At 44.1% G+C, this 16831-nt stretch carries 14 protein-coding genes; all 14 read right to left on the bottom strand.

Features of this window, described 5'->3' with window-relative positions:
• Positions 1-2 precede the first annotated feature (2 nt).
• Positions 3-707: an orotidine-5'-phosphate decarboxylase gene (gene pyrF / locus NSQ25_RS07470; protein WP_081124358.1), complete on the bottom strand. Its 705-nt coding sequence runs from the start codon at positions 705-707 to the stop codon at positions 3-5.
• Positions 679-1611 carry a dihydroorotate dehydrogenase gene (locus tag NSQ25_RS07465; RefSeq protein WP_070325795.1) on the bottom strand — a complete coding sequence of 311 codons (933 nt, stop codon included), beginning with the start codon at positions 1609-1611 and terminating at the stop codon, positions 679-681. Before NSQ25_RS07465 ends, pyrF begins: the two co-directional genes overlap by 29 nt.
• A complete protein-coding gene (locus NSQ25_RS07460; RefSeq protein WP_144496629.1) occupies positions 1605-2381 on the bottom strand; it encodes a dihydroorotate dehydrogenase electron transfer subunit in 777 nt (258 codons plus the stop codon). The genes NSQ25_RS07465 and NSQ25_RS07460 overlap by 7 nt, the downstream gene beginning before the upstream one ends.
• A complete protein-coding gene (carB, locus tag NSQ25_RS07455; RefSeq protein WP_065214333.1) occupies positions 2378-5593 on the bottom strand; it encodes a carbamoyl-phosphate synthase (glutamine-hydrolyzing) large subunit in 3216 nt (1071 codons plus the stop codon). Before carB ends, NSQ25_RS07460 begins: the two co-directional genes overlap by 4 nt.
• Positions 5578-6672: a carbamoyl phosphate synthase small subunit gene (locus NSQ25_RS07450; protein WP_024424230.1), complete on the bottom strand. Its 1095-nt coding sequence runs from the start codon at positions 6670-6672 to the stop codon at positions 5578-5580. Before NSQ25_RS07450 ends, carB begins: the two co-directional genes overlap by 16 nt.
• The gene (locus NSQ25_RS07445; RefSeq protein ID WP_024424231.1) at positions 6669-7955 is read right to left on the bottom strand and encodes a dihydroorotase; all 1287 of its coding nucleotides are present in this window, start codon (positions 7953-7955) and stop codon (positions 6669-6671) included. The genes NSQ25_RS07450 and NSQ25_RS07445 overlap by 4 nt, the downstream gene beginning before the upstream one ends.
• Positions 7939-8862 (bottom strand): aspartate carbamoyltransferase catalytic subunit, encoded by a 924-nt coding sequence (locus NSQ25_RS07440; protein WP_144496627.1) that lies wholly within the window; start codon positions 8860-8862, stop codon positions 7939-7941. The genes NSQ25_RS07445 and NSQ25_RS07440 overlap by 17 nt, the downstream gene beginning before the upstream one ends.
• A 130-nt stretch (positions 8863-8992) precedes the next feature.
• Positions 8993-10321 carry a solute carrier family 23 protein gene (locus NSQ25_RS07435; RefSeq protein ID WP_025092549.1) on the bottom strand — a complete coding sequence of 443 codons (1329 nt, stop codon included), beginning with the start codon at positions 10319-10321 and terminating at the stop codon, positions 8993-8995.
• Between the two features lie 155 nt (positions 10322-10476).
• The gene (gene pyrR / locus NSQ25_RS07430; RefSeq protein WP_024424234.1) at positions 10477-11019 is read right to left on the bottom strand and encodes a bifunctional pyr operon transcriptional regulator/uracil phosphoribosyltransferase PyrR; all 543 of its coding nucleotides are present in this window, start codon (positions 11017-11019) and stop codon (positions 10477-10479) included.
• A gap of 170 nt (positions 11020-11189) precedes the next feature.
• Positions 11190-12104 carry an RluA family pseudouridine synthase gene (locus NSQ25_RS07425; RefSeq protein ID WP_024426940.1) on the bottom strand — a complete coding sequence of 305 codons (915 nt, stop codon included), beginning with the start codon at positions 12102-12104 and terminating at the stop codon, positions 11190-11192.
• Positions 12101-12568, bottom strand: a complete 468-nt coding sequence (lspA, locus tag NSQ25_RS07420) for a signal peptidase II (RefSeq protein WP_024424236.1) — start codon at positions 12566-12568, stop codon at positions 12101-12103. Before lspA ends, NSQ25_RS07425 begins: the two co-directional genes overlap by 4 nt.
• Before the next feature lie 94 nt (positions 12569-12662).
• Positions 12663-13037, bottom strand: coding sequence for a hypothetical protein (locus NSQ25_RS07415; RefSeq protein ID WP_024424237.1), 375 nt, complete (start codon positions 13035-13037; stop codon positions 12663-12665).
• 160 nt (positions 13038-13197) lie between these two features.
• Positions 13198-15963 carry an isoleucine--tRNA ligase gene (ileS, locus tag NSQ25_RS07410; protein ID WP_342497917.1) on the bottom strand — a complete coding sequence of 922 codons (2766 nt, stop codon included), beginning with the start codon at positions 15961-15963 and terminating at the stop codon, positions 13198-13200.
• A 355-nt stretch (positions 15964-16318) separates the two neighbouring features.
• Positions 16319-16813, bottom strand: coding sequence for a DivIVA domain-containing protein (locus NSQ25_RS07405; RefSeq protein WP_008344947.1), 495 nt, complete (start codon positions 16811-16813; stop codon positions 16319-16321).
• Positions 16814-16831: the final 18 nt, after the last annotated feature.

Below are 16831 nucleotides of genomic sequence, written 5' to 3'. Positions count from 1 at the left end.
AGTCACTCCCACTCTTTCAAAATTTGATGATAGGCTTCTATTGGTTTATCCGCTTTTGTGATTGATCTTCCGACAACGATTTGTGAAACACCTTGCTCTTTTGCATAGGCAGGTGTCGCCACACGCTGTTGGTCGTCGGTTTGATCATTTGGTAAGCGAATTCCTGGCGTTACAGTGAGAAAGGAGGGTGAGATATGTTCATGAAGTGCTTTAGATTCATGAACAGAGCAAACAACCCCGTCCAGCCCACTTTCATATGCTAATTGACCGTACCGGATAACAGTCTCTTGCAGCGGACGGTCAATGAGTAATTCTTTTCTCATCATGTCTTCTGACGTACTAGTCAGCTGGGTCACTGCAATAATGCCTGGGCGGCTTTGTCCAGCAGGAGTCCCGCTTTCAAGTCCCTCTAATGCAGCCTGCATCATTCGTTTCCCGCCAGCAGCATGCACATTGACCAAATCAACGCCAAGTGCGGCAAGACGGTTCATCGCTTTTTGCACCGTTGTTGGAATGTCATGTAATTTTAAATCGAGAAAAATGCGGCAATTTTTTTCTTTCAGCTCATCAAGGATGGCAGGTCCTTCTTGGTAAAACAGCTCCATGCCGACCTTCACAAATAATGGTGTCCCTTCAAAGGGATCTAAAAAGGCAAGCGCCTCCTGCCCTGATGGAAAATCAAGCGCGATGATGGGCAAGTGCTTCATGTTTCCAGCTCCTTCCGATACATTCCTCTACAGATGAATAACCATATGCTGCTAACACATTTGGCAGCTCTTCAATGATTTCCGGACAAATAAATGGATTCACAAAATTGGCTGTACCGACAGCTACTGCACTTGCACCTGCTAGTAAAAATTCAAGTACATCTTCAGCACTTCGCACTCCGCCCATCCCGATAATTGGAATAGAAACCGCTTGACTCACCTCATGCACCATACGCACAGCGACAGGTTTGACAGCTGGTCCTGATAATCCGCCTGTTTTATTGGCAAGAATGGGTTTCCCCGTTTTTAAATCTAAACGCATCCCAATTAATGTGTTAATCATGGTGAGTCCATCCGCTCCAGCAGCTTCTATCGCTTGAGCAATCTCCACAATATTGGCTACGTTAGGTGACAGTTTGACATAGACAGGAACAGAAGAGACTTCCTTGACTGCTTTTGTTAATGACGCCGCCATATTTGGATCTGTACCAAAGGCGATCCCGCCTGTTTTAACATTTGGGCAAGAAATATTCAGTTCAAGGGCATGAACATTTTTGGCTTGGCTGATTTGCTTGGCTACCTCAACATAATCTTCGACCTGTGAGCCAGCAACATTCGCAATAATAGGTGTATCAAACTGCTCGAGCCAAGGCAATTCATTTTCAAGCACGCCTTTTAGACCTGGGTTTTGAAGTCCGATTGCATTGAGCATACCGGCTCCTGTCTCGGCTACCCTTGGTGTCGGATTGCCAAATCTCGGTTCAAGGGTTGTGGCTTTGATCATGATACCGCCCAGTAATGATAGGTCATATAAGGATGCAAATTCTCTCCCAAATCCAAAGCAGCCTGATGCAGGGATAATTGGATTCTTTAAAGATAATCCCGGTAACTCAACGTTTAGCATGACAATGCCACCTCCTCTGCTTTAAAAACAGGTCCATCAAGACAGACTTTGACGTAAGGTTTGTCGAGCTGATCGGTATGACAGACACATGCAAAGCAGGCACCAATCCCGCAGCCCATTCGTTCTTCCATCGAAATGTAGACGGGCTTATCAGGATACGTGTCTTTCAGCGCTTTTAGCATAGGTGTCGGACCGCAGGAGAGCAGCACATCAAAGCTCAGGTTTTGCTCTTTTATCACATCTGTTACAAAGCCTTTAGCACCGTATGTGCCATCAACCGTTGCAATAAACGTATCGCCGAGTGCTTGAAATTTCTCCTCGTAAAATACATCCTTTTTCGATTGAAAGCCGAGGACATGCTTTACGATGACGCCTTTTTTCGTTAAACGCTTGGACAGTTCATATAGAGGCGGTACGCCAATTCCGCCGCCGACTAGTAATGCCGTCTCTCCGGGCTTGACGACTGAAGGATCATACCCGTTTCCAAGCGGCCCTAATACATCTACTGATTCTCCCTCCCGCTTTTGGGAGAGGAGCTTTGTGCCCTCTCCTTCTGCGCGGTAAATGATGGTTGCTTCTTTTTGCTCGGCAAGAATGTTGGCAATACTGATCGGTCTTCTCAGCAGCGGTGTCATGGATTCACTGACCTTTAGATGAAGAAATTGTCCAGCCGTTTGAAAGGAGTCCACAAGGTCACCTTTTAATGTCATTTCGTAAATATGATCAGCGATCTCTCGGTTCGAGACGACCGTCAAGTATGCTTTTTTCATATCGTTACTGTCACCTCAGCATTCGTTTTCACTTCTGGCATTTCATCCGCTCTAAATGTCATGCTCTCAAGCACTCGTAAAATGGCTTCTGCTGTGTCTAGGGACGTTAAGCAGGCCACTCCGTTTTCAACAGATTCACGTCTAATTCTAAAGCCGTCTCTTGCCGGCTGTTTTCCTTTTGTTAATGTGTTGATCACGAATTGGGCTTCCCCGTTTCGAATGACATCGAGAAGATTTTTGCCTTCTTCTCCAATTTTGCCGACCACACTTGATGGAATGGAGGCTTGTTTTAAATAATTCGCCGTTCCTTCTGTTGCTAAAATATGATAGCCGATCGAATGGAATCTTCTTGCGATCTCAAGTCCTTCTTCTTTATCCTTATCAGCCACTGTCAGAAGAACTGTTCCGTCTTTAGGAATTTGAATGCCTGATGCAATCAATCCTTTATATAAGGCTTTTTCGATCGTGACATCTTTCCCCATGACCTCACCTGTTGATTTCATTTCAGGCCCGAGTGTAATATCCACTCTTCTTAATTTTGCAAAAGAGAAGACTGGAACTTTGACGTACACTCCTTCTTGCTCTGTATGAAGCCCTTCTTCGTAGCCATAATTTTTGAGTTTGTCCCCCAAGATGACTTTTGTCGCAAGGTTTGCCATCGGAATGCCTGTAATTTTACTTAAGAAAGGAACCGTCCGGCTTGATCTCGGGTTCACTTCAAGTACATACACTTCACCTTTTGATAGGACAAATTGTATGTTCAAAAGCCCAATAATGTTGAGTCCTTTGGCAAGCTTGATCGTGTATTCTGCGATCTTCGCTTTGATGTCCTCAGACAATGTTTGCGGCGGATAGACCGCAATCGAGTCACCAGAGTGAACTCCGGCTCTTTCAATGTGTTCCATAATGCCTGGGATCACGACAGTTTCTCCATCAGACACGGCATCTACTTCAATTTCTTTTCCTGTCAAATACTTGTCAATTAACACCGGATGCTGCGGGTTGACCTTCACTGCATTCTCCATGTAGTGAAGAAGCTCAGCTTCTTGATACACAATTTCCATCGCGCGGCCGCCTAATACATAGGAAGGACGGACAAGGACTGGGTAGCCGATTTGATTGGCAATCGCTACAGCTTCAGGCACAGACGTTGCTGTTTTCCCTTTAGGCTGCGGCACACCGAGTGTTTCTAACGTTTGTTCAAACTTGTCCCGGTTTTCTGCGCGGTCTAGGTCTTCTAGAGAAGTTCCAAGAATTTTAACCCCTCTATTTGATAATTCGTCTGCTAGGTTGATCGCCGTTTGTCCGCCGAACTGAACAACGACTCCTTCAGGCTGTTCAAGGTCGATGATGTGCATGACATCTTCTACAGTGAGTGGTTCAAAGTAAAGCTTATCTGAAATACTAAAGTCTGTTGAGACCGTTTCAGGGTTGTTGTTAATAATGATCGCTTCATAGCCTGCTTGTTTAATTGCCCACACAGAATGAACGGTCGCATAATCAAATTCAACTCCTTGTCCAATTCGGATAGGACCTGAACCTAATACGATGACGCTTTTCTTGTCAGTCCGTTCTGATTCATTTTCATCTTCATACGTGCTGTAGAAATATGGTGTCTCTGATTCAAATTCTGCTGCACATGTATCCACCATTTTGTATACAGGTACAATGCCTGCTTCTTGTCTTAGCTTGTAGACATCCGCTTCGTTCATATTCCACTCGCGGCTAATGTAGATATCTGAGAAGCCTTTTTCTTTTGCTTCTTTTAATACGTCTGTATTGCCTTTGTTTTCTTTTAATGTCTTCTCAAAGACGATGATGCCTTCCAGCTTATGAAGGAAGAAGTAATCAATTTTTGAGAATTCATGTATTTGTTCGACTGTATAGCCTCTTCTAAGTGCCTCAGCGATATAAAATAATCGTTCGTCTCCCGCTTTGATAATCCGCTTTTCAAGCACTTCATTTGTGATGTCTGCTTCATCTTTTAATTCAATGTGATGCACATCGGCTTCAAGTGAACGTACAGCTTTTAGAAGAGACTCTTCTAATGTGCGGCCGATCGCCATGACTTCACCAGTTGCCTTCATTTGCGTACCAAGACGTCTGTTCGCAGATTCAAATTTATCGAACGGCCAGCGCGGTATTTTAGAAACGATATAGTCAAGTGCCGGCTCGAAGGCTGCATAGGTTTTACCTGTGACTGGGTTCATCATTTCATCAAGCGTTAAGCCGACAGCAATTTTCGCTGCCAATTTGGCTATTGGATAGCCTGTCGCTTTCGACGCAAGCGCAGAGGAACGGCTCACACGCGGGTTTACCTCGATGATATAGTATTGAAAGCTGTTTGGATCAAGTGCCAGCTGAACATTACAGCCGCCTTCAATGCCAAGTGCACGGATCAGCTTAAGCGACACATTTCGAAGCAGCTGATATTCTCGGTCACTTAACGTTTGGCTTGGTGCTACAACAATACTGTCACCTGTATGGATGCCGACAGGGTCAAAGTTTTCCATGTTACAAACAACGATTGCATGGTCACCGCTGTCTCGCATGACTTCATATTCAATTTCTTTAAAGCCGGCAATGCTTTTTTCAAGTAAGCATTGTGTGACTGGGCTAAGCTTCAGACCGTTTTCAACGATTTCCTTCAGTTCTTGCTCGTTTGTACAAATACCGCCGCCCGTTCCGCCTAATGTATAGGCTGGTCTGACAATGACAGGGAAACCGATTTGATCCGTGAACGCCATCGCTTCTTCAAGGTTATGAATGATTTCACTTTCTGGTACTGGCTCATTTAGTTCATTCATTAAATTACGGAATAAATCTCTATCCTCTGCTTTTTGGATGGCTGACAGCTTTGTACCGAGTACTTCAACGCCGCATTCAGCTAATACGCCAAGCTCTGATAATTCAACTGCAAGGTTTAATCCAGTTTGCCCGCCAAGGGTTGGCAGGATCGCATCAGGGCGTTCTTTTCGAATGATTCGTGTTAAAAATTCTGGTGTCAGTGGTTCGATGTATACCTTATCAGCCATTTCTGTATCTGTCATGATGGTTGCAGGGTTAGAGTTGACAAGAACGACTTCATAGCCCTCTTCTTTTAGTGCTAAGCAAGCCTGTGTGCCTGCATAGTCAAACTCCGCTGCCTGACCGATGATGATAGGACCTGATCCGATTACTAAAATCTTTTTGATGTCTACGCGTTTTGGCATACTTCTTCCCCTTCTTTCTCAGTCGTATGAATCATTTCCATGAACTGGTCAAATAAGTAGTTTGCATCTTCTGGACCCGGTGATGCTTCTGGGTGGTACTGAACAGTGAATGCTGGTGCTTCTTTATGTTTTAATCCTTCAATCGTATTGTCGTTTAGGGCAATATGTGTGACTTCGAGCACGTCTTCGTTAATACTGCTAACCGTGTAGCCGTGGTTTTGAGACGTCAGTGTCACCTTGCCAGTTGCTAGTTCTTTCACTGGATGGTTTGATCCTCTGTGGCCAAATTTCATTTTTTCTGTGCTTGCACCGCACGCTAGAGCAAATAATTGATGCCCGAGGCATATACCAAAGAGCGGCACCTTTCCAATCAATTGCTGAATCATCTCAACGGCTTCTGGTACATCCACGGGATCTCCAGGTCCGTTTGAAAGCATGATGCCATCAGGCTTTAGCTGCAGCACTTCATCTGCAGTGATGTTGTATGGCACCACAATGACGTCGCAGTCACGTTTATTGAGCTCGCGCAAAATGCCGTGCTTCATGCCGAAATCGACAAGGACAATTCTTTTTCCTCTGCCTGGGCTTGGGTACGCATTTTTCACAGATACTTGACTCACTTGATCTGTTGGCAGCTGCAATGTTTGAAGGCGGCGGACAACGTCTTCTACTTGTTCATCAGGTCCTGCAAACGCGCCTCTTAAAGTCCCTGCACTTCGAATCATTCGAGTCAGCTTCCGTGTATCGATTCCGCTCAGCCCCGGAATGTTTTTCATTTTTAAATATTCATCGAGTGAGTATGAAGAGCGCCAGTTTGAGGGCTTTTCACAAAGCTCTTTCACAATCAGCCCTTTCACAAACGGTGTGATCGATTCAAAATCATCACGGTTAATGCCATAGTTGCCGATAAGCGGGTAAGTCAGTGTGACAATTTGTCCGCAGTATGATGGATCAGATAAAATTTCTTGATAGCCCGTCATCCCTGTATTAAAGACGACTTCTCCGACTGATGGTTCTAAGCTGCCAAAGCCTGTTCCTTCGAATACTGTTCCGTTTTCTAGCACTAAGCGTCTCTTCATTTTACTAGTCTCCCCTCTTCATAAACGACTTTCCCAGATGCAAGTGTCATGACCGGCCATCCTGATACAGTCAATTTGTCAAACGGTGTATTTTGCCCTTTAGATAAGAAGCTTGTTTTATCGATTGCCATTTCTTTGTTTAAATCAATGAGTGTGATATCAGCTATGTGTCCTTCTTCAAGCTTTCCGTATGGAAGAGAAAATGCTTCTGCTGGTTTGATTGTCATATAATCAACGAGTTCTTTTAATGTCCATTCGCCTGTTTTGACAAATCGTGTATACAGAAGCGGGAACGCTGTTTCAAGTCCCACAATTCCAAACGGGGCACGCTGCATGGTTTCGTTCTTTTCTTCTTCTGTATGCGGCGCATGGTCTGTTGCGATGAAATCAATCGTTCCATCTAACAGTCCCTCGATCAATGCCTCGCGATCTTCTTTTCCTCTGAGCGGCGGGTTCATTTTATAATTTGTGTCAAGACCTGGAATGTCCGTATCACACAACAGCAGGTGATGCGGTGACACCTCAGCCGTCACACGGATGCCTGCTTTTTTTGCATCGCGTACGACCCGCACAGATTCTTTCGTACTGATATGACATACATGATAATGACAGTTCGCTGCTTCTGCTAAAAGAACATCCCTTGCAATATGCACCGATTCACAAATGGACGGTATTCCGTTTAACCCATTTGCTTTTGAAAATTCTCCTTCATGAACGCACCCGCCGTAAATGAGCGAGTTATCTTCACAGTGCGCCACAATCGCTTGATCAAGACTTGCTGCCTGTTTCATCGCTTCGTACATCATGCCTGCTGTTTGGATGCCGACACCGTCATCTGTAAAAGCAAAGGCGCCTGCTTCTTTTAATGCTGCAAAATCCGTCATCTCTTCCCCAATTTGTCTCGTTGTGATGGAGGCGTATGGCAGCACTCTCACAGATGAGGTCTCTTCGATTCGATTCATCAGCCATTCCATTTGCTCTTTTGTATCTGGAACCGGCCTTGTATTCGGCATCGCTGCAATCGTCGTATATCCGCCTCTTGCGGCTGCTTTAGAGCCTGTTTCAATCGTTTCCTTTTTCTCTCCGCCCGGCTCTCTTAAATGCACATGCAGATCGATCAAGCCTGGTGACACAAATAGCCCTGCTGCATCAATAACCTCTTCTCCGTCTTCTCTTTCTAGGTGACCAATCGCTTGAATCACTTTTCCTTTTACCCTAATATCCTGCTGCACTCTTTCACCTGTGCTTGTTAAGATAAAACCGTTTTTAATGAGATATGACATAGACAGAATCTCTCCCTTTTTGATGTAGTGTGCTATTTTGAAAAGCTCTTTTTAATACGGCCATTCGGATATAAACACCATTTTCCATTTGTTTGAAAATCCTTGACTGCTTGGACTCTACTAATGAATCATCTATTTCAACACCTCTGTTTACTGGTGCTGGATGCATAATAATCGCGCGTTCTTTCATTTTGTTTGCTCTGTCTACTGTTAATCCATAAGTTGATAAGTAATCTTCACTGCCCATTTTTTCAGCGTGCCGTTCATGCTGGATTCTAAGCAGCATCACCACATCAGATTGTGCGATGGCTTCATCTACTTGGACATAGGTTCCGTGAGGGTTTTGTTCATCCTGGAAGGAAGCAGGCCCTGAAAAGAGGACTGTCGCTCCCAGCCTTGAGAGAACCTCAGCATTTGATCTTGCCACCCTGCTATGTTTGATGTCTCCATGAATCGAAATCGTTAAGCCTTCAAAGCCGCTAAACTCTTCAAAGATGGTCATGAGGTCAAGCAGTGATTGGGTTGGATGCTGTCCGCAGCCATCTCCTGCATTGATGATGGGAATTCCAACCTTCCCAATCAGCTCGTTATAATATTCATCGGTGCTGTCTCTGATCACACATGCCTTTACTCCGATCGATTCGAGAGTTTTTACCGTATCGTAAAGTGTTTCGCCCTTTTGAACGGAGGTGCTAGCCGCATCTAAGCTCAGGACATTCATCCCAAGTTTCTTCTCGGCTACTTCGAAGCTAAAACGTGTTCTTGTGCTTGGTTCAAAGAAGAGGTTTGCCACAAATTCTCCGGCTAATCCATGTTCTTGTTTCCCCTTTTTGAGTGCAGCTGCTTCTTCAATCAGCTGTAATATCTCTTCTTTTGATAAGCTGCTCATTGTCGATAAATCATTCATTTTTTCTTCCCCCTCTAGTTTTTCATCACTTTCAGGTTCAAAAAAACCCTAAGCCTCGGCAGCTTAGGGTTCTCCAAAAGAAGCAGCGGCACTTTCGTGCATTCTGCTCCATTTAGAACCCTTGTCAGCCTCACTGGACTTCTTTTAAAAGGTTTTCTGTATTTGATTCATTTGAGTTGTCATCTTCTGCTTTTTGATGCGGTAGGATCAGATTTAACAGGACACCCGTAATCGCAGCAAGTGCCATTCCAGATAGGGTGAGATTGATTTGTTTCACCTCAATGAATGCCCCGCCAATCCCAATGACTAGGATGACTGATGCGATAATGAGATTACGCTTTTCTTCAAAATTCACTTTATGATCAATCAGAATTCTCAGGCCGCTTGAAGCAATGATTCCAAAGAGCAGGAACGAAACGCCTCCCATCACCGCGGACGGCACTGTACTGATTAATGCTGATATTTTTCCTACAAAACCGAAGCAGATCGCAAACACGGCTGCTCCGCCGATGACGAAGATACTGAACACTCTTGTGATGGCAAGTACGCCAATGTTCTCTCCATAAGTTGTTGTTGGCGGTCCGCCAATAAGTGAAGCGAAGATCGTTGCCGCACTGTCTCCTAAAATGGAACGGTGAAGACCTGGTTTTTTAATAAAATCTTGTCCTACGACCTTACTTAACACCACTTGGTGGCCGATATGCTCAGACATTGTGACAAAGGCAACCGGCACCATCACTGTGAGAATGCTTAATGTCACAGCAGGTGTATAGTCGACAAATGGCACGACGAAGTCTGGTACAGCAAACCATTTTGCGTCAATGACCGGCTGGAAGTTCACGATGCCTTGTGTTAAGGCAAAGAGATAGCCGCTGATGATGCCGATTAATACTGGGATTAAGCTAAGGAATCCTCTTAGGAAAATCATACTAATAATGGTCACAGCCAGTGTGAAGCCAGCAACCATTAAGTGCTTGAGGCTGTAAACTAGCTCGGTGGCATTCGGATCAACATACATCGCCATGTTGACTGCTGTTCCAGCGAGTCCGAGTCCGATGACCATAATGACTGGTCCTACGACAACCGGCGGCAGAAGCTTCATCAGCCAGCCTGTGCCGAGCCATTTAATGAACAGGGCGATGAGTGCATAAGCGACACCCGCCATGAAGGCGCCAACCATTGCGGCTCCAGGGCCGCCCGTTGCTTTAACATTCAGTATGGGGGCGATGAAGGCAAAGGACGATCCAAGATACGCCGGAATCTGTCCTCTTGTGATAATTAAGTAAACAATCGTTCCCACACCGCTTGAGATGAGCGCGACGGCTGGACTCATATCAATGATTTTTGGTACAAGAATGGTCGCACCAAACATCGCAAACAAATGCTGAAGGCTAAGTGACAGCCATGTGAATGGTTTTGGGATATCTCGAATGCCTAAATTGGCTTTTTGCTGACTCATGATTTTCCTCCTAGATGTGTCCTTTTTCATTAAAAAAGCCTCTTTGCGAGTATGCGCAAAGAGGCCTAGATAAACCAGACACGTCATGTTGGCCGTGTGCACGGTGTCTCTGTTATTGCCCTCTTTGCAAACTCACTGGAATGCATTTAAAAAGGTTATTTTTCATATATAGCGACAAGGTCGTTCTGATCTACTTCATTGAGCTGAACCATGACTGTCTCTGCTTTTGAAGTCGGAATGTTTTTCCCGATATAATCCGCTCGAATCGGCAGCTCCCGGTGTCCCCGGTCAACGAGCACAGCCAGCTGAATGGAAGATGGTCTTCCTACATCCACAAGGGCATCCATAGCGGCTCTGACGGTTCTGCCTGTAAACAGGACATCGTCAACAACAATAAGTGTTTTGTCATTAATGTCAGCTGGTATGTCTGCACCCTTTACAAGCGGGTCTTGGTTGTCTGTCTTTTTTGTCAGGTCATCACGGTATAGCGTAATATCAAGTTCACCCACAGTGACTGGATTCCCTTCAATTTGCTCGATGCGCTCTGCAAGGCGCTTTGCAAGATGTATGCCTCTTGTCTTGATCCCGGCAAGGATGACATCCTTCATCCCTTTGTTGCGCTCAATCATTTCATGTGCAATTCGGGTAAGCGCTCGTCTAATCGCTTGTTCATCAAGAATGACTGCTTTTTGTTCCATCTATTACACCTCTTTTTGACAAATAAAAAGCCCCTTCTGCAAAGGGCAGAGAGGGGCGTTCATTTGTGCATACGCGTGCACAAATTGATCCGTTATCCTTCTCAGCCTCTCTGGACTGTTTTAAAGAATCTCAATTTCTTTGTTTATTATTTCAGAAAAAGCACGGCCTGTCAATCGTTATTTCTTAATGAATCGATAAAAGCCTGCATATCAGCTGGAATTGGTGCTGTGAACTCGATATATTCTCCTGTTCTAGGATGATCAAATCCTAAAACACCTGCATGCAGCAGCTGTCCATTAAAATCGACTGTTTTTCTCGGCCCATATTTCGGATCTCCTGCAAGAGGGTAGCCGATATATTTCATATGAACACGAATTTGGTGTGTTCTTCCTGTTTCAAGACGGCATTCGACAACCGTGAAGTCTTTAAAGCGTTCAATCACATCAAAGTGAGTAACGGCTTGTTTTGCATTTTCTTTTGTGACCGTCATGCTTTGGCGGTCTTTTTTGTCTCTGCCAATTGGTGCATCAATTGTGCCTGTATCATGCTGGATAATACCGTGGACAACAGCCGTATACTTTCTTGTAACAGTTTTAGCCACCAGCTGATTGACGAGTGACTCATGTGCCATATCGTTTTTCGCGACCATTAACAGCCCAGACGTATCTTTATCAATTCGGTGGACAATTCCAGGACGCATCACACCGTTAATCCCTGATAAGTCTTTGCAATGTGCCATCAGTCCATTTACAAGTGTTCCTGACACATGACCCGGCGCTGGATGAACGACCATTCCTCGTGGTTTATTTACGACTAACACATCTGCATCCTCATAATAAATATCAAGATCCATTGGTTCTGCTTCTACATCTAGCGCTTCCGGATCTGGAATCTCCACTTTGATTTGATCCCCAGCTTGTACTTTGTAATTGGCCTTTACTTGTTTCCCGTTTACTTCGATCAGCCCATCTTTTACCCATTGCTGGACTTGGGTTCTTGACCATTCTGGTTCTGTCGTGCTTAGAAATTTATCTAGCCGTTCACTCGTTTGTTCTTCTGAAACGGCAATATTTACTTGATTCATGTAGTTGACTCCTTATTTTTCTTTCCATCTAACAGCATTTGAATGAAGAGCAGAATAACCCCTACACAAAGAGAAGAATCTGCAATATTAAAGATTGGGTAGTGATAATCCCCAAATACGAAATGAGCAAAATCAACCACTTCCTGACGGAAAATACGGTCAATAAAGTTGCCGATCGCTCCGCCAAGCATTAAGGCCAGCGCTACTCCCAGCAGCTTGTCCTTTTGTCCATGTTTTTGTAAGTAATAAACAATTCCCGCAATAACAACGAGTGTGATCACATAGAAAAACCACATTTGCCCTTGGAGAATTCCCCATGCGGCTCCTGAATTTCGGTGAGACGTGATATAAAAGAATCCATCAATGACTGGAACAGAATCACCGAGCATCATATTTTTGACAATGAGCCATTTTGTTAATTGGTCTAAACAAATGATAACGAATGCGATTATGTAATAGAACACACACGTTCCTCCATCTTCATACTTTGATCTTTAAGCATTTTATCAAGAAAACAGGAAGGAGTAAAGAAACTTTAGTTGACAGACAAAAACCTCCCTACATGTGGAAGGCTTCAAAATGAGAATCATTCGATTCGTAAGGATAAGGAGTGAATGCTTTTTTCTCGTATTGCTTATGATATAAAAAGTCGTCAGCCGTGCGGGCGGTAGGAAGAATGCTCATTTGTTCAAGCGGAATTACATCTCCTGTTGCCTCACATATGCCATAGGTTCCTTGTTCAATTTTTGCAATAGCGAGAGACACATCTTGTAGCTCTTCTTTGATGTGATAAAGAAGCGTGGTCGTTTTGACCTCATTCAATGTGACATGCTCAGCGGGTGAACGAAATGATGCGTATTCAAACAGTTTAGATTGCAGCTCTTCTTTCATTTGAAGGAGTTCCGTGTAAATCGTCTCTAGATCGCCATTCATGTCGCTATTTCAACTCCTGCCCTGTCGTGATAATCATATTGTTGCCCCGACTGGTCACTTTAAAGCCATAAGATTTTTCCTTTCGTTCTAAACGCTGTCATTTTCTCATAAAAGAAAACGCCCCGCATATGACGGGGCGCCAGCTTGTGATATCGCACTGTTAATTCTGGTAATATTTCTCCACGATTTCAGCATTTTTCAGCGACAATGTTGGGTATTTCGGATTTGCCCCAACGTCTTTTGAAAAAATGCGGGAACGCTCGCACAGTTCTCCTTCTGCTTTTTGAACCACAATTCGTCCTGATGTATATTCAGGCGCTGATGTATCTGCATGCTGCTCATCTTCTACCGTTAATTCAGAGATGATAAAGAGCTGCTTCACATCTTCTTTAATGGATGCAAGAAGGTTTTTCACTTCATCTGTCGCATAAAGCGTCACACTTGCTTCAAGTGAACGTCCGATGACTTTCTCGTTACGCGCAATCTCCAGCGCTTTTAGCACATCGTCACGTACTTCCATAAAGCGGTCAAACTTCGTTTCTGTCGCTTCAGCTTGAGGTACTAGCACACCTTCTGGCATATCTGTTAACTGAACACTTGGCTCTTCAACAAAGCTTAAGTGGCTCCATAATTCATCTGCTGTATGCGGAAGAATTGGTGCATTCAGCTTCACTAATGCCATTAATGTTTCGTAGAAGACCGTCTGCATGCTGCGGCGGTCTGGATGATCGGCATGCTCAATGTAGACGACATCCTTTGCAAAATCGAGATAGAAAGAGCTGAGCTCAATCGTACAGAAATTGTGAATCGCATGATAGACGACCGCAAATTCGTAATCATCATAGGCTTTTTTCACTTTATCAATCAATTTGTTTAATTTGATCATGATGTATTGATCCACTTCGCGAAGCTCTTCTACTGGCACGGCATTAACTGCTGGGTCAAAGTCAAATAAGTTTCCATGCAGGAAGCGGAAGGTGTTACGGATTTTACGATAGACTTCTGCTACTTGTTTCAAAATATCATCAGACACTGGATGATCGGCTTGATAGTTGACAGAAGATACCCAAAGTCTAAGAATTTCTGCACCAAGCTGCTTCGCGACCTTCGTTGGATCAATCGTATTGCCTAATGATTTACTCATCTTACGTCCTTCTTTATCAAGCGTAAAGCCGTGGCTTAGGACCCCTTTATATGGTGCTTTTCCAGTAACAGCAACTGCTGTTGATAAAGAGGAGTTAAACCAGCCGCGATATTGATCAGAGCCTTCAAGATAAAGATCTGCCGGACGGACTAGGTCATCTCTTTCTTCTAAAACAGCTTGGTGAGAAGAACCGGAATCAAACCATACATCCATGATGTCCTGCTCTTTTGTGAATTCACCATTCGGGCTGCCTGGATGTGTAAAGCCTTCTGGCAATAGCTCTTTTGCTTCTTTTTCAAACCAAATATTCGAGCCATGCTCTCTAAATAATTGAGATACATGCTGAATGGTTTCGTCCGTGATGATCGGCTCACCATTTTCCGCATAAAAGACTGGAATTGGAACGCCCCATACACGCTGTCTTGAAATACACCAGTCACCTCTGTCACGCACCATATTGAACAGGCGTGTTTCTCCCCATGCTGGAACCCATTTTGTTTCTTTAATATTGTCTAATAACGCTTCTCTAAAATCTTTAATGGATGCAAACCACTGAGCTGTCGCACGATAAATCGTTGGTTTTTTCGTTCTCCAGTCATGCGGGTAGGAGTGCGTGATAAAGTCGAGCTTTTTCAGCGCACCTTTTGCTTCAAGCTGTTCTGTGATGGCTTTATTGGCATCCTCGTAGAATAGTCCTTCAAAACCAGGCGCCTCATCTGTCATCACACCTTTTTCATCTACTGGACAGAGCACATCAAGACCGTATTTCATACCGACAATAAAGTCATCTTCCCCGTGGCCTGGTGCTGTGTGAACACAGCCAGTTCCCGCATCAGTTGTCACGTGGTCGCCAAGCATCACAAGGGAATCTCTACCATAAATCGGATGCTCTGCAACGACGTTATCTAATTCTTTTCCTTTTAATGTTTTCACGACTTCATACTCTTCAAAGCCAAGCGTTTTTGCCACTTGTTCAACGAGCTCAGATGCGACAACATATCGCTCAGCACCTACTTGAAGAACACTGTACTCTAAGTTTGGATGAACACAAATGCCAAGGTTTGCAGGAAGCGTCCAAGGTGTTGTTGTCCAGATAATGAATTGTTCGCCGTTTTCAAGAACGCCTTTGCCATCTTTTACTTTAAACGAAACGTAAATCGATGGTGAACGTTTGTCTTTATATTCAATTTCCGCTTCAGCGAGGGCTGATTCACTTGAAGGAGACCAGTTAACAGGCTTTAATCCTTTATAGATATAGCCTCTCTTCGCCATTTCACCAAAGACAAGAATTTGCTGCGCTTCGTATTCAGGCTTTAATGTGACATATGGATTGTCCCAGTCTGCTCTGACGCCTAATCGCTTAAACTGGCTGCGCTGACCTTCAATTTGCTTCCAAGCATACTCCTCGCATAGTTTGCGGAATTCTGCTGTAGACATTTCTTTGCGTTTGACTTTTTTATTTTTAGTGAGAGCTGTTTCAATTGGCAACCCGTGTGTATCCCAGCCCGGTACGTACGGTGCATGGTACCCGTTCATTGATTTAAAACGGACGATAAAATCTTTTAAGATTTTATTGAGTGCGTGCCCCATATGAATGTCACCATTCGCATATGGAGGTCCATCATGCAAAATAAACGTCGGGCGTCCTTTAGTCCGCTCTAAAACCATTTGATAGATGTCTTTCTCTGCCCATTCCTCTTGGATTTCAGGCTCTTTGTTCGGCAAGTTCCCTCTCATCGGGAATTCTGTTTTCGGCATTAATAAGGTGTCTTTGTAGTTCATACCCATTCCTCCACATGCAAATTCTGATTAAAAAACAATAAAAAAAGCCCTCTCATCCCATAAGGGACGAGAAGGCTTGTCTCGCGGTACCACCCTTTTAGACAAGCGATATGAAAGAGCCGCTTATCCACTCAAAAATCGTAACGTGATCAGACGCCTTTTCTTACTGGTTTTTTCAGAAAAGGAACTAAAGGGGTGATCTCATTGCAGCGTCTCGTAATGTCAGGCTTCCACCATCCCTGATTCGCTTTATTACGCATGTGACAGCTGCGAGTGTCCCTTTCAAACGTTTATCTCTTGTTAATTTATGATGGTATTATATGCAACATGAGCACGTCATGTCAAGATGATGCGCTTATTCTTTTTCGTCAAAGACAGCGTCTACTTCATATTCCAGTAAATGATCCCAATCGTCATTTTTCAGAAGATCAAGCTGCGCTTCGATGAGCATTTGGAAGCGAGTTCTAAAGACCTTCGACTGTTTCTTCAGCTCTTCGATTTCCATTGCAATCTTTCTTGATTTTGACAGCGCTTCGTTGATAATACGGTCTGCATTTTTCTCTGCTTCACGAATAATCAATTTTGCTTCTTTATCAGAATGACGCTTTACGTCTTCCGCTGCTTCCTGCGCCACAAGAATCGATTTGTTTAATGTCTCTTCAATTGTTGCAAAATGACCTAGTCTTTCGTCAAGCTCGTTTACTTTGTCTTCAAGCTCGTTCTTTTTACGAAGTACGATCTCGTAGTCTTTACGTACTTGGCTTAAAAACTCGTTTACTTCGTCTTCGTCATAGCCGCGAAAGCTTTTTGTGAACGTTTTATTATGAATATCATTAGGTGTTAATGGCAACCTCGCCACCTCCAGATT

Origin of the sequence: Bacillus sp. FSL R5-0512, from assembly GCF_038593295.1 — a bacterium.
Classification (GTDB): Bacteria; Bacillota; Bacilli; order Bacillales; family Bacillaceae; genus Bacillus; species Bacillus safensis.
Note: the sequence above shows the minus strand (reverse complement) of the source record. Positions and strands in the feature narration are given on the sequence as shown.

Coding starts and splice junctions, on each gene's coding strand:
- NSQ25_RS07445 (WP_024424231.1), bottom strand. CDS start 7,955: ATGTCATATCTCATTAAAAACGGTTTTATCTTAACAAGCACAGGTGAA.
- NSQ25_RS07435 (WP_025092549.1), bottom strand. CDS start 10,321: ATGAGTCAGCAAAAAGCCAATTTAGGCATTCGAGATATCCCAAAACCA.
- pyrR (WP_024424234.1), bottom strand. CDS start 11,019: ATGGAACAAAAAGCAGTCATTCTTGATGAACAAGCGATTAGACGAGCG.
- carB (WP_065214333.1), bottom strand. CDS start 5,593: ATGCCAAAACGCGTAGACATCAAAAAGATTTTAGTAATCGGATCAGGT.
- NSQ25_RS07415 (WP_024424237.1), bottom strand. CDS start 13,037: ATGAATGGCGATCTAGAGACGATTTACACGGAACTCCTTCAAATGAAA.
- NSQ25_RS07465 (WP_070325795.1), bottom strand. CDS start 1,611: ATGCTAAACGTTGAGTTACCGGGATTATCTTTAAAGAATCCAATTATC.
- pyrF (WP_081124358.1), bottom strand. CDS start 707: ATGAAGCACTTGCCCATCATCGCGCTTGATTTTCCATCAGGGCAGGAG.
- NSQ25_RS07425 (WP_024426940.1), bottom strand. CDS start 12,104: ATGAATCAAGTAAATATTGCCGTTTCAGAAGAACAAACGAGTGAACGG.
- ileS (WP_342497917.1), bottom strand. CDS start 15,963: ATGAACTACAAAGACACCTTATTAATGCCGAAAACAGAATTCCCGATG.
- NSQ25_RS07450 (WP_024424230.1), bottom strand. CDS start 6,672: ATGAAGAGACGCTTAGTGCTAGAAAACGGAACAGTATTCGAAGGAACA.
- NSQ25_RS07460 (WP_144496629.1), bottom strand. CDS start 2,381: ATGAAAAAAGCATACTTGACGGTCGTCTCGAACCGAGAGATCGCTGAT.
- NSQ25_RS07440 (WP_144496627.1), bottom strand. CDS start 8,862: ATGAATGATTTATCGACAATGAGCAGCTTATCAAAAGAAGAGATATTA.